General features: G+C 66.5%; 10 protein-coding genes. 1 reads left to right on the top strand and 9 read right to left on the bottom strand.

Annotated features, from left to right (window positions below):
• Positions 1-35: 35 nt before the first annotated feature.
• Positions 36-1,673, bottom strand: coding sequence for a chaperonin GroEL (gene groL / locus E6K79_10970; protein ID TMQ63157.1), 1,638 nt, complete (start codon positions 1,671-1,673; stop codon positions 36-38).
• Positions 1,674-1,709: 36 nt separating this feature from the next.
• On the bottom strand, positions 1,710-2,003 hold the full coding sequence (locus E6K79_10965; GenBank protein TMQ63156.1) for a co-chaperone GroES: 294 nt from the start codon (positions 2,001-2,003) through the stop codon (positions 1,710-1,712).
• Between the two features lie 308 nt (positions 2,004-2,311).
• Here E6K79_10965 and E6K79_10960 point away from each other — a divergent pair, with 308 nt between their 5' ends.
• A complete protein-coding gene (locus E6K79_10960; protein ID TMQ63155.1) occupies positions 2,312-4,657 on the top strand; it encodes a hypothetical protein in 2,346 nt (781 codons plus the stop codon).
• 25 nt (positions 4,658-4,682) lie between these two features.
• Here E6K79_10960 and E6K79_10955 read toward each other — a convergent pair whose 3' ends face one another.
• From E6K79_10955 to E6K79_10925, 7 genes are all read right to left on the bottom strand, one after another.
• Entirely contained in the window at positions 4,683-6,089 is a 1,407-nt protein-coding gene (locus tag E6K79_10955; protein TMQ63154.1) for a sigma-54-dependent Fis family transcriptional regulator, read from the bottom strand.
• Between the two features lie 111 nt (positions 6,090-6,200).
• The gene (locus E6K79_10950; GenBank protein TMQ63153.1) at positions 6,201-7,667 is read right to left on the bottom strand and encodes an HD-GYP domain-containing protein; all 1,467 of its coding nucleotides are present in this window, start codon (positions 7,665-7,667) and stop codon (positions 6,201-6,203) included.
• A complete protein-coding gene (locus E6K79_10945) occupies positions 7,664-9,499 on the bottom strand; it encodes a HEAT repeat domain-containing protein (protein ID TMQ63152.1) in 1,836 nt (611 codons plus the stop codon). Before E6K79_10945 ends, E6K79_10950 begins: the two co-directional genes overlap by 4 nt.
• A gap of 47 nt (positions 9,500-9,546) precedes the next feature.
• Entirely contained in the window at positions 9,547-11,766 is a 2,220-nt protein-coding gene (locus tag E6K79_10940) for a hypothetical protein (protein TMQ63151.1), read from the bottom strand.
• Positions 11,756-12,901: a DNA repair exonuclease gene (locus E6K79_10935; protein ID TMQ63150.1), complete on the bottom strand. Its 1,146-nt coding sequence runs from the start codon at positions 12,899-12,901 to the stop codon at positions 11,756-11,758. The genes E6K79_10940 and E6K79_10935 overlap by 11 nt, the downstream gene beginning before the upstream one ends.
• Complete coding sequence (locus tag E6K79_10930; protein ID TMQ63149.1) at positions 12,898-13,509, bottom strand: NUDIX domain-containing protein; 612 nt, start codon at positions 13,507-13,509, stop codon at positions 12,898-12,900. The genes E6K79_10935 and E6K79_10930 overlap by 4 nt, the downstream gene beginning before the upstream one ends.
• A gap of 210 nt (positions 13,510-13,719) precedes the next feature.
• Positions 13,720-13,980 carry a hypothetical protein gene (locus E6K79_10925; protein TMQ63148.1) on the bottom strand — a complete coding sequence of 87 codons (261 nt, stop codon included), beginning with the start codon at positions 13,978-13,980 and terminating at the stop codon, positions 13,720-13,722.
• Between the last annotated feature and the right edge of the window lie 122 nt (positions 13,981-14,102).

The following is a 14,102-nucleotide window of genomic DNA, read 5'->3' as shown; positions in this document are numbered from 1 at the left end:
CCCCATTTCACTTCACCCTCGCCTGGAGCGAAGGTCTAGTACATGTCGTCGTAGCCGCCGCCACCACCACCGGGAGGCATCGCAGGCGACTTCTTCTTCTCCGGAATCTCGGTGACCAGCGCCTCGGTCGTGAGGAGCAGGCTCGCCACCGACGCCGCGTTCTGCAGCGCCGTGCGCGTCACCTTGGTCGGATCGACCACGCCGGCTTCGTAGAGGTCCTCGTACTTCTCGGTCGCGACGTTGAAGCCGACCGCCTTCTTCTCCTTCTTCACGTGCTCGACGATCACCGAGCCCTCAAGCCCGGCGTTGTTGACGATCTGGCGAAGCGGCTCCTCCATGGAGCGCTTGACGATGTTCGCGCCGATCAGCTCGTCGCCCGTGAGCTCCAGCTTGTCCACCGCGGGGATCGCGCGGATGAGGGCCACGCCTCCACCCGGTACGATTCCTTCCTCGACCGCCGCGCGCGTCGCGTGGAGCGCGTCCTCGACCCGAGCCTTCTTTTCCTTCATCTCGGTCTCGGTCGCGGCACCCACGTTGATGACCGCGACGCCGCCGGCCAGCTTCGCGAGACGCTCCTGGAGCTTCTCCTTGTCGTAGTCCGAGGTCGTGTCCTCGATCTGCTTCTTGATGAGGTTGATCCGGCCCTGGATGTCCGTCTGCTTGCCCGCGCCCTCGACGATGGTCGTGTTTTCCTTATCGATCGTCATCCGCTTCGCGCGGCCCAGATCCTCGATCTTCACGTTCTCGAGCTTGATTCCGAGATCCTCGGTGATCAGCTTGCCGCCCGTCAGGATCGCGATGTCCTCGAGCATTGCCTTGCGGCGGTCGCCGAACCCTGGGGCCTTCACCGCGGCGGCCTGCAGCGTGCCGCGGAGCTTGTTGACCACAAGCGTCGCCAGCGCCTCGCCCTCGACATCCTCGGCGATGACGAGCAACGGCTTGCCCTTCTGGGCCACCTTCTCGAGAAGCGGGAGAAGATCCTTCATGTTCGAGAGCTTCTTCTCGTAAATGAGGATGTAGGCGTCCTCGAGCACCGCCTCCATGCCCTCTTTATCGGTAACGAAATAGGGCGAGATGTAGCCCTTGTCGAACTGCATTCCCTCGACCAGGTCGAGCGTCGTGTCCATCGACTTCGCTTCCTCGACCGTGATCGTGCCGTCCTTGCCGACCTTCTCCATCGCGTCGGCGATGATCTTGCCGATCTCCTCGTCGCCGTTCGCCGAGATGGTCGCGACCTGCATGATCTCCTTGGGATCCTTGACGCTCTTGGAGAGCTTCTTCAGATCCTCCACGACCGCCTTCACCGCCTTGTCGATCCCGCGCTTGATGCCCATCGGGTTCGATCCGGCCGTCACGTTGCGGAGACCTTCGCGGAAGATCGCCTCCGCGAGCACGGTGGCCGTCGTGGTTCCGTCGCCCGCGACGTCGGAAGTCTTCGTCGCGACCTCGCGTACCATCTGGGCGCCCATGTTTTCGTAGCGGTCCTCGAGCTCGATCTCCTTCGCGACGGTCACGCCGTCCTTGGTGATCGTGGGCGAGCCCCACTTCTTGTCGAGAACGACATTCCGCCCGCGCGGCCCCAGCGTCACCTTGACCGCCTTGGCGAGCGTCTGCACGCCGCTCAGGATCGCCTGGCGCGCCTTTTCGTCAAAAATGATTTCCTTAGCAGCCATTCTTTATCACTCCTTGATTGGTTGTGGTCTCGGCCGTTACTTCGCGTCGGCGACGATGGCGAGGACGTCGTCCTCACGCATAATGAGATACTCGGTCCCGTCGATCTTGACCTCGGTCCCGGAGTACTTGCCCATCAGGATCTTGTCGCCCTTCTTCACGTCGAGCGGGATCCGCTTTCCGTCTTCAAAGCGACCCGGTCCCACCGCCACGACCTCGGCCTGCTGCGGCTTTTCCTTGGCGGTGTCGGGAATGATGATGCCCCCGCGCTTCGTTTCGGCTTCCTCGAGGCGGCGGACAAGAAGGCGATCAGACAGTGGCTTCACGTTCATGATGGTTCGACTCCCTTCGTATCGTGTGTGATCCGTGACAATTGGGCAGAGGCCCGAGCCTCCGCCACGCTTCGAGGGTTAGATGCGGCAATCGGCGTGCCGTCCCCGATCGCGCCCGCCCGAAGCGAGCAGCAAGCAAATGCGGAGGGCTAAGTTACGGATTGCCAACGGAAGGCCCCCGAGCGCGCCGGGCCGGCGGAGTCCTCGGCCACTTTGTCCAAACGGCAGAACGGAACTGGAAACGACTGCCAGCCGGCTTGTGGGACGGGCCGTTCAATCCCTATAATTCGCACGGGTTAAGACCCTTCATGGCCAAAAAGCGCCACACCACCCAGACTTCCAATCGAGGCAAGGCGAGAGCCGAGGCCAGGCGGGGCCCCAGGGCCGGCCGGCGCACGCGCTTCCTGCCCCGACTCGATGCCCTCGCCGTCGCCCTCGTCGCCCTTTCCATCGCGATTCGAATCTGGGGAATCGGCGACCGTCTCCCCGATCCCAGCCTTGGGATCAACGTCCTCGACGACTCCGCCGTCGAGGAAACCGACCGCACGACGATGGGCCGGGCGTGGCTGATGTGGGACGGCGGGTCGAAGCTCGACCTGAATCCTCACACCGGCGGATGGCCCGCGTTCAGCTTCTACGTCGGTCTGGGCATTCAGACGACGTACAAGGTCTACTATTCGATGTCGCATCCCGGCTCGACGGTGGCGGACTTCGTTTCCCACGTCGCGTCGGGATCGAACCACATGTTCCTCTACGGGCGGCTACTGGGCGTGCTGATCGGCGCGTGGACCGTGTTCCTCGCGTTTCGCCTCGGATCCCGCTTCGGGGGGCGCATCGCCGGGTTCCTCGCCGCCTTGTTCCTGGCGTTAAACCCGCTCCACATCATGACGTCGCAGCACGTAGCCGACCCCAATCTGCTCGCGCTGCTCTTCGTCCTCCTCGCGGCGCTCGCGATGGTCCGCGTCGCCGAGGGCGGAGGCACGGGCGACGCGCTCCTGGCAGGGACGATGATCGGTCTCGCGGGAGCGTGCAAGTACGTGCCGCTCGTTCTCGTCGTCCCGCTCGCCGCGGCCCACGGCCGCGACTGTTTCCGAAAGCGCGATTTCTATCTAGCGCTCCTTGCCGTTTTCGTGGGGATGCTCGCGGCCTCGCCCTTCACGTTCCTCGACTGGAAGATGACGCTCGCGGACATCGGGTCGCAGCGACGGTCCCTGTTCTCGGACTGGGTCGGCCAGACCGCGTTTCCGTTCTCGCTACCGACCTACCTCGCCGTCTCCCTCCCGCACGCCATGGGGTGGCCCGCCTACCTGCTCTCGATCGCCGGGATGGTTTTCTTGTGGCGCCGCGGTCCTATCGCGCGTCCGGTGGCCCTGATTCCCCTCGTGATGGTGCTGGCCAACGGCGCGCTCAAGGCCGCCCAGGAGCGCTACATGCTGGTCGCCCTTCCGATCCTCTTCGTCGCGGCGGCGATCGCCATTTTGGAGATCGCGACGTGGCTGCGGGCGAGGCCCGGCGTCCCGTCCCGCGCCGCGCTGGCGGGGCCGGCGCTCGCGGGTCTTCTCGCGGTGGCGTGGCCGCTCCCGGAGTTCTTCGTCGCACGGCATACGCTGGGCCTTCCCGACACGCGCCACCTCGCGCGCAAGTGGATCAACACGAACATCCCGACCGACCGGCCCATGGCGGTCGAGCTCTACGGCCCGGTCTTTCAGCCCGATGAGCGGACGATGCTGATCTGGCCGTTCTTCGCCACGCAGGTCCCGCTCGTCCGGCCCGCCTATCACCCCGAGTTCCTCGACGGGCTCGACTACTACGTCCTCTCGCACGAGGTCACGCGGCGCTTCGACGCGGACTCGGCGAGCTACCCGGTCGAGTCGGCGTATTACCGGTGGATCCGCGCGAACACGACCGTCGTTTGGCGGAGCGAGGCGGTCTCATCCTCGGGCCCCGCGATCGAGATCCGGCGCGTGCCGTCGGGAATCAGCACGGTGGCCCGGCGCGACAGCGTCTTCGCCGCGGCCATGCCCGGGCCGAGCGGCATCAGCCGCGTCGGCCTCTGGTGCTTCGACTACGCGAACCTCTTCGGACGGCTGGGCCGGTTCGACAGGGTTCTAGAGTGGTCGAGTCGGGGGCTTCGGGTCGACGCGACGCGGCTGAACGGAAGGCTCCACTTGGTCCAGGCTTACGCGCTCCTGAATCTGCGCCGGTTCGCCGCGGCGGAATCGGCCGCGGCCGCGGGCCTCCTCGCGGCGCCGAGGGATCCCATGATTCACGTCTACCACGCGATGGCGCTGCACGAGCTGGGCCGCAAGGAGGAGTGCCTCAAGGAATTCACGGCCGCCTACGAGATCTCCAACGATCCGAAGATTCTCGTGAACTTAGGCGCGGCGTTGAGCGACCTGGGGCGGTACGAGGACGCGGTCCAGGCCCTGCAGATGGTGCCCGAAGGCCACCCGGACCGGGGAAACGCCCGGCGGGACATGGCCGTCATTTACCTGAACCATCTGCAGCGTCCCGCGGACGGTCTGGCCGCGCTGCGGGAGGCGGCGGGCCTCGCGCAGGATCCCGGGCAGGTGAGACTCCTCCAGGACGAGATCGCGCGGATCGAGGCGAACATGCGGAAGGGGCGCGGATCGACGACGGGCGCCCGCCCCTAGCCGGTCGAGTCCCGCCGAGCGGCGCTCACAGCCCGTACTCCTTCTGCTTTCGGTAGAGGGTCCGAAGCCCGATGCCGAGGATCTTCGCCGCGCGCTGCTTGTCGTGGCCCACGGAACGGAGCGTCGCCTCGAGCACCGCCCGCTCGATCTCCGGCATCGACATCCCGACCGAGAGGTTCATGTCCGCGGCGGTCGGGGTCCGTTGGTGCCGGAGCGAAATCGGAAGGTCCGAGACGTCGAGGAGGCGTTTCCCCTGGGCGAAGATCACCATCTCCTCGACCGTGTTCCGAAGCTCGCGGACGTTGCCCGGCCACTCGTACTGCATCAGCCGGTCCACGACCCCGCGCGTCACGCCGGTCACCTTTCGCCCGTGCTCCCGATTGAATTCCTTGATGAACGTCTCGAGGAGCGCCGGAATGTCCTCGCGGCGCTCCCGGAGCGGCGGCACCTCGAGGAGGAGGACGCGCAGGCGATAGTAGAGGTCCTCGCGGAACTGGCCCCGGGCCGCCATGATCTCGAGCCGCCGGTTCGTGGCGGCGATGATCCGCACGTCGACCTGGACCGTGTCGTTCCCGCCGACGCGCTCGAATTGGCGGTCTTGAAGAACGCGCAGCAGCTTCGTCTGTACGGGCGCCGGAATGTCCGAGATCTCGTCGATGAAGAGCGTCCCCTGGTCCGCCAGCTCGAACCGCCCCTTCCGCTGCTGGTCGGCGCCGGTGAACGAACCGCGCTCGTGGCCGAAGAGCTCGCTTTCGATGATGTTCTCGGACAGCTCGGCGCAGTGGAGCTTCACGAACCGCTCGTCCTTCCGGGGCGAGAGCCGGTGGATGGCCTGTGCGATCAGCTCCTTGCCCGTGCCGGTCTCGCCGTAGATCAAGACGGTCGCGCGCGTCGGCGCGATCTGGAGAATCTTGTCCTGCAGCTCCTGCATGACCCGCGAGTGCCCGGTCAGGGTCGGAACGCGGAGGCGCTCGTCGAGTTGGACCGCCAGATCCTCCGCGCGGTGAACCAGCTCCTGGTGCGATATCGCGCGCCGGATCACGGCGAGCATCTTGGTGAGGTTGAGCGGACGGAGCTGGAAGTCGTAGGCCCCCTCCCGCATCGCCTCGGTGGCGAGCTCCACGGTCCCCTGGTCGGCGATCAGGATGACGCAGACCTCGGGATTCCGCTGTTTGGCCACCTGGAGGAGGCGCAACCCGTCGACGCGGTGCGCCTTGAGCTCCGCGATGACGACCTCGGGCCCTCGGCCCGGCTCGCCGGCCGCTTGGGGCCAGGCGCCGTCGAGGACGTTATAGGCCTGCTCGCCGTCCTTGGCCCAATGCACGTCGAAGCCCCCGGCCGTGAGGAAGGCCTGGAGCTCGGCGGTCTCGGACGAATCCTTGTCCACGATGAGGGCGCGCGGGCGGCGCAACGACAACGGTGGGTCTCCCAATAAGGGGAAAGTCTAGCAACGACGCGAGTTTACGCGGAAGGACGGCGGGCGTCAAGGCGGGGCGGAGCGTGCGCGCAGGCGCCGCGGAGTCAGCGACGGAGCGGCTCGAGCCTAGTTCAAGACGTCGGCGATGTTGATCCCGTACTCGTCGGGGTCGAGGGCGGAGACGATCGTGACAGCGTACGCGCCGCTCTCCTCCTCGCGGGTGCTCAGGTCGATCGCGGCACCGCCCTGAACCGGCTTCCGGTCCTTGTCGGCGACGACCTGCACCTTGGGCCGGAAGATGTCATGCGCGTTGTGCGTGGTCACGACCGCGATCTCGTTGGTGTCGAGCAGGACGACCGTGCCGGCCGGGTACATGCCGACCGTGTTGATGAAGGCCTTGAGCAGGAGCGGGTCGAACTTCTCCTGGTTCTGGGAAATGATCTGATGGAGCGCGGCAAACGGCGGGAACGGGGTCTTCCGGTACGCCCTGTGCGCGGTCATCGCGTCGAAGCAGTCCGCGATCGCGACGATCTTGCTGAAGAGGCACTGCTCCATATGCCCCTTCAAGCTCGGATAGCCGCTCCTGTCGTAGTTGATGTGGTGCTCGTACGCCACGATCATCGAGCGAAGCGCGAGCTCGTTCAGGCCCCGCATGCGCGCGATCATCTTCACACCCTGGATGGGGTGGTCGAGCATGAGCTTCCACTCCTCCTGCGTGAGCTTGCCGGGCTTGTTGAGCACCCAGGGCGGGATGGAGGCTTTGCCGAGGTCGTGGAGCATAGCGGCCACGCCCAGTTCTCCGAGCAGTTTCTTCGAGAGACCGAGCCGCTGGCCTAATGCGATCGAGAGGATCGACACGTTGACGCAGTGCTGGAACGTGTATTCGTCGTGATTCTTGATCGCCGTGAGCCCGATGAGTGAAAACTCCTCGTCGAGGATCAGGTCGACGATCCCCTGCACGGCGCGCTTCGCTTTCCTGAGATCGACGGGCCGGTGGTCGCGCGCGCTCAACATCACGGTCCGCGCGGACTCGATGGCCCGGTAGAACGACCGCTTGGCGGCCTTCCGGCTGTCCCGCACCTCTTCCTGGCTGACCATGCCGTGCTGCGGGACGACGGTCCGGATCGGGATGATGCGCTGGACCGAGAGCTTGGTCAGGGCGGTGCTGAACTCCTCGAACGGATCCGCCGCCTTCACGTCCACGTCCAGGAACAGGCGGACGAACTTCTTCACCTCGGGCGGCGTGAGCTTTCCGGCGAACGAGAAGCCGCTCAGGTCCCGCACGCGGAATTCGTCGATGAGGAACTGATAGCTCGGATAGGACGACGCGTCGACCCGGAGACGGTGCTGGCCGAGATAGAGGAAATCCCCGACCGCCTGGAGCTTGAAATCCTTCTCGGCCGTCCACATCTGATCGACGGTCTCGATGAAATTCGTGAGCGGCCCCTGGAAGGCGATGTTCCCGACATCGTGGATCCGCGCCGTCTTGATGAGGACGCAGAGCTGGATCGAGAGGTTCCGCCCCGCCAGGATGACGCGCGAAGAAATCTCGTCTTGGGGACGCGGCGCGGACGCAGGCCTGGCTTCGGTCATTCTCCCTCCCCGGGGCCGCGCCTGGTCTCGGGACGGGCGAGCGCCGCCTTTCGCACCGCCGCCAGGGCGGTCTCGACCGCCCGACGCACTGGATCACGCTTGCTCTGGATCTCTCGATTTAAAATCGCGAGGGCCGCCGGCGTCCCCAGCCACGCCATCGCGAGCGCCGCGTGCAGCCGTTCCTCCTCGTTGCCGGGCCCGAAGAGGCCGCCCTTGGTGAGGATCGCCTCCAGCTTCGGCACGAGCGTGTCGGACCCGCAGCGCCCGAGCGCCTCGAAGAACGCCTCGCGCTCGTTCGAGTCGCGCCGCATGAAATCGGGCCCCTGGATCATGCCCAGGATGCTCTGCGCCGCCCGGTCGTCCCGCTTCGCCGCCAACGTCATCGCCGCCTGAATTCGGACGCCCGCGTCGGGGTCCTTGAACGCGGAGACCAGGTACGCGCGGCTCGTCGAGCTCTCGATATTGCCGAGGGCCCGGACCGCTTCCTTCCGGACGCGCACGTCCTCGTGGTGGAGCGTCCGGTCCAGCGCGCGCTCGACGCCCTGATGCGCGATCCGGCCCAGGATGTAGACGATGTTCCGGATCACGTACCAGCGGGTGTCGTTCAGCCGTTCGATCAACACCTCCACGTCGTCCCGGCAGGAGATGGCGAGCGACTCGCAGAGGGCGCGCCGGTACCGCACTTGGTTGACCTGTCCGAGCAGGTCGCAGATCGCCGGGGCGGCCGAGGAGCCGAGCTGCACAAGGAAGTTGGTCAATACGCCAGGGTCGATTTCAGCGTGGGAATTGAGGGTGGGGGCCATCTGCCCGAGGAAGCTGGGTCGTCCGATTTCTCGGATTACTTGCTCTGCGATGCCCTGGAACTCGGCCTCCGTCTCGGCCTTCTTCGCCGCGATGGCGCGAAGACGGGCGGTCAGCTCGTTCGCGCGTCCGATCGCGCCCTCCTCGATCGCGAGCTCGATGAAGCGCTGGAAGGCGGAGGCGGAATCCAGGAATCCGGCTGGGGTCTCCTCGGCCGCCAGAATCGTGGCCACGATCTCGAGGACCTCGCTGGTGAGCCCCCGCTGCTCCTCCTTGCGGATTTCCTCTTCCAAAGCGGCGTTCTCTTCCTCGCTGAGCGCGAACTGGACTCCGATCGACTCGTCCCACGTCGGCGACATTTCGACCTTCGGGACCCAATCGTCCGAACGCTCGGGCGCCGCGTCGCCAGGGGGTGGCTCCTCGTCCTCAAGGCCGCGGGTCGGCCACGGAATCCCGCCCTCTTGCCCCTCGTCCAGTGGCTCGAGCGAAACCTGGCCCGACTCCTCCGTGAGGTCTTCGAGAGAGATGAAGAGGTAATCGATGTGCCGGAAATCCCGCTCCCAGAGGAGCGTGACGACGTCGTCCTGTACCTGGGCCGTCTCGACCGCGCGCTTCAATACGTCGAGGAATCCGCGCAGCTCGTGCGGCTCGAGGCCTTCGCGGAACGTGATCTCGCGAACGCCGTCTCCGTAGAAGCGAAACGCGAGGGAATCGTTCCGGTCCGCGTTGTGATAGACGGAGTAGTTCTCGTAGAGGAGATCGAACTGCTGCACGACGAGCGTGATGTCGCCGACTTCCTTGAGGCACGACCACGTCCGCGACTCCAGCTCGACCTGGAATTTATGGAGGGTCGGGCTGTTCGCCGGATAGGTGCGGCCCGCCTTGATCGTCCGGATGAGCGCCGCGATCCAGTCGGCGACGCGCTTCACGTCGAGCGCGAGCACCTGATCGCGGATCAGGTCGGACCGTTGCTCAGGGGTTCCCGGCTTCGCGGGTGTGGCCGGCTTCGCGGCAGGCGTAGGGGTAGTCATACAGCTTGAACGTCGGCTTTTTCCAGCCACACCTTGAGCGCTTTATGTCAGCGCCGGATCTCGATCTTTCGGCCGGAATCCTTGGTGGGTGACGAAGTTCCGACGCCCAGGACGTGGGCTTCCCGGACGTTGTTGAGGACCCGGCGGTCGTGGGTCAGGAGGACGACCTGGATCTCGCTCGCGAGCTCCTCGAGTACGCCCAGAAGGAACCCGCGGCGCTCCTCGTCGAAGTGGGCGATGGGGTCGTCGAGCAACAGCGGAAGTGGCTCCCGCGCGGCGAGCTCCCGTGCGAGCGCGGCCCGGAGGGAGAGGTAGAAAGCGTCCCGTGCGCCCCGGCTCAACGACTCGAGCGGGACGTTTTCGTGGTCGGCGGTCGCCAGCGTGGGTTGAAAGTCGGCGTTCAGGGCCACTTTCGTGTATTTGCCGTTGGTCAGCCGGCGGAAGGTCGCTTCCGCCTGGCTCGCCAACCGGCCGACGTGCTCCCGCTGATAGGCCTGCACCGAGTCGCGGAGCACCTCGAGGGCCAGGAGGAGGGCGGCCCGCTGACGCTCCTCGCGACCGAGCACTTCCTCTTCGGTCACGATCATCTCATCCAGGGACTCGAGGTTCTCCGCGTCGCCCTCCCCGCCTCCGGCCCGTCTCAGGAACGCGTCGAGCGATTCCTGCTCGGCCTCGAGCTTGGTGCGAAGCGCCGTGGCCTCCCGCTTCAGCTTCTCCGCGGCCTCCGCGGCCCTGACGGGATCCTCGCGCAGCGGCGCCAGGAACGGGGACTGCTGGAGCAGGAGCTTCTCCTTGGATCGCAGGCTCGCCACGGCTTCGTCGATCTCCTTCGACTCCGCCTCCAGCCGCTCGGGGGTCGGGAGCGAGTGGAGCACCGCGGCGGCTTCGCGCCGCTCCTGGATCGCGGCGCGGTGGCGCTTGACGTCCTCCAGCACCACCTCCACCGTCCGCCCCGCGAGGTATGGATTCACCCGGATCTCGACCCCGTCGATCTCCTGGCCCACCGTGCGGATATTCTCCTCGAGCACGCGGATGTGGGCTTCGCCGAGCTCGCGGGACCGCTGGCCCTTGCTGCTCCCCCGGCGACGCCCGATCAGGAGCCCCAGGCCGAAGCCGACCGCGGCGGCTCCTCCCACCGCGAACGGCTGGTGGATCGCGAACCACGCGCCGGCGCCGAACAGAGCCGCCAAGAGCACCCCGACCCCGACGGCGCCCGCGCTCGATTTCCGGGCCGGGGCATCGAGCATCCGCCTCTCGTCCTCGGTCGATTTCTGATGGCGGGCGCGCTGGGCGCGGAGCATCCCGAGCCGCATGAGGTCCGTCTCGACCTCCTCCGGCGCGTTCGCCAGATAACCGAGCGTCTCGGCGATCTTCCGATCCATGTCCTGGACTTGGGTGCGCGCGCGGCGGGCGGTGACCAGCTCCTGCCCGATGGCGGGCGCGCGCTTCAGGAGCTTGCGCTGCTCCTCGCGGAGCGAGAGCCACGATTCCAGGTCGGCGCGGAGCTGCTCCTTGGCCGCGAGATCTGCGCGGAGGTCGAGGAGACGTCCCTCGATCTCTTCCCGCTCCTTGCTCCGGGTCTTGAGCTCGGTCAGCACGTATTCCGAGCGGCTCCGCCGGTCGCGAAGCCCCTGGATGCGCTCGATCCGATTCTCGATCGAGCGATTCGAGCGCTTCCGGGCGCGGGCGTCGAAGGGGTGATCCTTGGTGAGCGAGTCGAGCCGCTCCATCAGCGCGTCCTGGATCTGCTGGTAGTCCGCCTCGACCGCGCCGGAGACCAGATGCCGGAGCTCGGGGCTGACCTGGGTCTCGAGCGCGCTCTCGTGGACGAAGGACGATTCTCGGAACAGCCGCGCCTCGGTGAAGCCGAACCAGCCGCGGAGGAGCTCCTCGTACTGGAGCTGCTCGGCGCTCCGCCCGCGCGGGTTCGCCGCGCCGCGAAATACGGAGGACTCGACTTCGGCGGAGCCGTCGCGGAGCCGGTCGACCTGGACCTCGTGGGAGTCGAATTCCCTCGTGACGCGATACCGGCCGGTGACGGCAGAGAACGTAACGGAGGCCTTGTGCTTGGCCCCGTTCCACGGACGGGCGAGCTCCTCCGATTCGAGTGATGGGAAACCGAAGAGTGTGGAAACCAGGGCGGCGGCGAGCGACGACTTCCCGGATTCGTTCGGTCCGATGAACAGGTTGAGCCGCTTCGGCTCGAGGTTCGCGTCGAAGTTCACCAGGGGGCCGAAGCCCTCGACCGTCACCCGCTCAATGCGCATGGCGTGGATTCTGGAATTCGGCGAGGCCGAGTCGAAGGGCGAGCGCGGCCGTCTCACGCGCCGGCGCGTCGGGGGCCTTGTCGATCCGCTCGAGCATGCTGCGAACGAAGACGCCGCGGACGGTGGCCTCCTCGCGATATCGTTCGAGTAGCGAAGCGTTCAGGACGTAGGTCGCGTCCTCGATCTCGACGTGGAAGAAGCGCGGGGCGACCCGTTTCTGAAGGCGCTCCGGATCGAAGACGAAGTCCGCAGGGCCTTCCAGGCGCACGCGCGCGATCTCGCGGTCGCCGGCGAAGGCCATGATGCGGCCCTCGAGCTGCGATTCGTCGCGGACCTCGGTCGAGCTCAGGTCGACCGTCGTATCGTGCACGGTCCGCACGTTCCACGGGGTGCGCTCGAGCGAGATCGAGTCCCGGCTCAGCGTGGCCGTGACCAGATAGCGAGGACCGTTTTCTCCGAATTTCTTCCCTTCGAGCGTGCCCGGATAGACCGCCACCGACCCGCCTTCGCGGATCTCGGCGAAGTTGTGGAAGTGGCCCAGGGCGAGATAGTGAAGGCCGGACGCGGCGATCTCCGTGCGGCTGATCGGCAGGTCCGTCGGCCGAATCTTCCACGCCGGGTTGTCCTGAAGGGCGGCGTGGAGGATGCCCACGTGGTAATCCGCGAGACCGGCCGGCCGGAACTCCCCGAGCGGACGCTGGGAAACGGCGGGATCGTAGGCGATCCCGTACGTCTGAATGGACTCGCCGCCGATCGTGAGATGCGGCCCCGCCTCGAGCGTCGGCGACAGGAAGAGGTGCGCGCTCTTCGGAAGCCGGAGGCGCCGGAAGATCGATCGCCGGTACGAAGGCGAGTCGTGCGTCCCCGGAACGATCAGGACCGGCAGCCCCGCCTTGTCGAGTCGATCGAAGGCGGCCTCGATCTGGAAGACCAGGCCCTCGTCCGGATCGTGGTTGTCGAACAGGTCGCCCGCGATCGCGACCAGGTCCACCGGCTTCGGGTTCGTCGCTGCGTACTCGACCGCCCGGAGGAACGCCGATAGAAAATCGCGTCCGCGCTCTTCACTCCGCTCCCCCATCGAGGGGAACGAGGCGCCGATGTGGAGATCGGCCAGATGCAGGATGCGAATGCTCATCGACTCTTCCTCCGCTCCATGCGACGTAAATCCCCGAGCGCCTCGCGGTGCGCCCGAAACGCGATCGGCTTTGGGAGCCGGTCCAGCGCGAAGAACCCCACCTCGCTCGCATCGTCGCCGGCCTTGAGCCGGCCGCGGACGATCTTCGCCCGGTAGAGGATCAGGACCGCGCGCGTGCGCGGGTCGTCCCGCCCCGCGTAGACTCCAAAGAGACCCGAGAGGCGGACGATGAGGCCCGTCTCTTCCTTGGCCTCTCGAACGGCCGTGCGCTCCGGGTGCTCGCCGTACTCCATGAAGCCCGCGGGAATCCCCCACGAGCCGCGGCGCGGCTCGTGCGCCCGCTTCGCGAGCAGGACCTCGCCGCTTCGCATCACGATCACCCCGCAAGCCGGGACCGGATTCCGGTACGCGATGAAGCCGCACCGGGGACACGCCATTCTCCGGACTCCGTGCTCGCGAATCGGCCGAAGCTTGGTGCCGCAGACGATGCAGTACCGTGGCTTCGGCCGGCTGGGTCGCGTTCCTATGGGCGCTACACCGTCCCTGGCCTTACCCCGCGCTGCGCCTTGCCCCTTGCGCTTCGCGATCATGAGGCTCCCCCAACGCATTCGCGAGACGGGGAGACTCCCGTCCTACGAGCCATCGGCCCTAGGGACACCGTACTCAAGCGGAAATAGCCTTGGGAAAAGGGGCCGCGGGCGGGCGCTTCGAGGATGCGGCGGGAATGCGGGAAGGGGTCGCGACATCCGGTCGCGAGGATCTTGGAGACACCAAGAGGGCGGGAAGGCGTGGCAATGGATCACGCCTCCGCCGAGAATTCAGTAGCTGCGCTCGTCCTCCTCCTCGTCGTCCTCCACCTCTTCGCCAGCGTCCTCCAGCCCTCGCTCCTCTTCATACTCCAACATGAAGTATTCACGAAAGGGATCCACCAGATCGTTGAAGGCCTTGTGGGGCGACGCCACTCCGTACTCGCGGAGCTTGTCGCAGATCTCCCCGATCAAGGCGTCCATCCGGGCCGATAGATTGGTCTCCGCGATGAGGCGTTCGACGATTTCCTTATCCTGGTCGTTCGGGCTCATGGAAGTCGCTCCTGATGGATGGGCCCCCGCAGTCGAGACGAGGACCGCGGGCCTGACGCCGATGCCCCCGGACACACACATTATATCAAACCTGGGGCCGCGCTTGACAAGGGAAGGCCCAC

The sequence above is a fragment of the Candidatus Eisenbacteria bacterium genome, assembly GCA_005893305.1.
GTDB lineage: Bacteria > Eisenbacteria > RBG-16-71-46 > SZUA-252 > SZUA-252 > WS-9.
This window is presented reverse-complemented; position numbering and strand designations above follow the sequence as displayed.

Coding starts and splice junctions, on each gene's coding strand:
- E6K79_10945 (TMQ63152.1), bottom strand. CDS start 9,499: ATGACTACCCCTACGCCTGCCGCGAAGCCGGCCACACCCGCGAAGCCG.
- E6K79_10930 (TMQ63149.1), bottom strand. CDS start 13,509: ATGCGTTGGGGGAGCCTCATGATCGCGAAGCGCAAGGGGCAAGGCGCA.
- E6K79_10960 (TMQ63155.1), top strand. CDS start 2,312: ATGGCCAAAAAGCGCCACACCACCCAGACTTCCAATCGAGGCAAGGCG.
- groL (TMQ63157.1), bottom strand. CDS start 1,673: ATGGCTGCTAAGGAAATCATTTTTGACGAAAAGGCGCGCCAGGCGATC.
- E6K79_10940 (TMQ63151.1), bottom strand. CDS start 11,766: ATGCGCATTGAGCGGGTGACGGTCGAGGGCTTCGGCCCCCTGGTGAAC.
- E6K79_10950 (TMQ63153.1), bottom strand. CDS start 7,667: ATGACCGAAGCCAGGCCTGCGTCCGCGCCGCGTCCCCAAGACGAGATT.
- E6K79_10965 (TMQ63156.1), bottom strand. CDS start 2,003: ATGAACGTGAAGCCACTGTCTGATCGCCTTCTTGTCCGCCGCCTCGAG.
- E6K79_10925 (TMQ63148.1), bottom strand. CDS start 13,980: ATGAGCCCGAACGACCAGGATAAGGAAATCGTCGAACGCCTCATCGCG.
- E6K79_10935 (TMQ63150.1), bottom strand. CDS start 12,901: ATGAGCATTCGCATCCTGCATCTGGCCGATCTCCACATCGGCGCCTCG.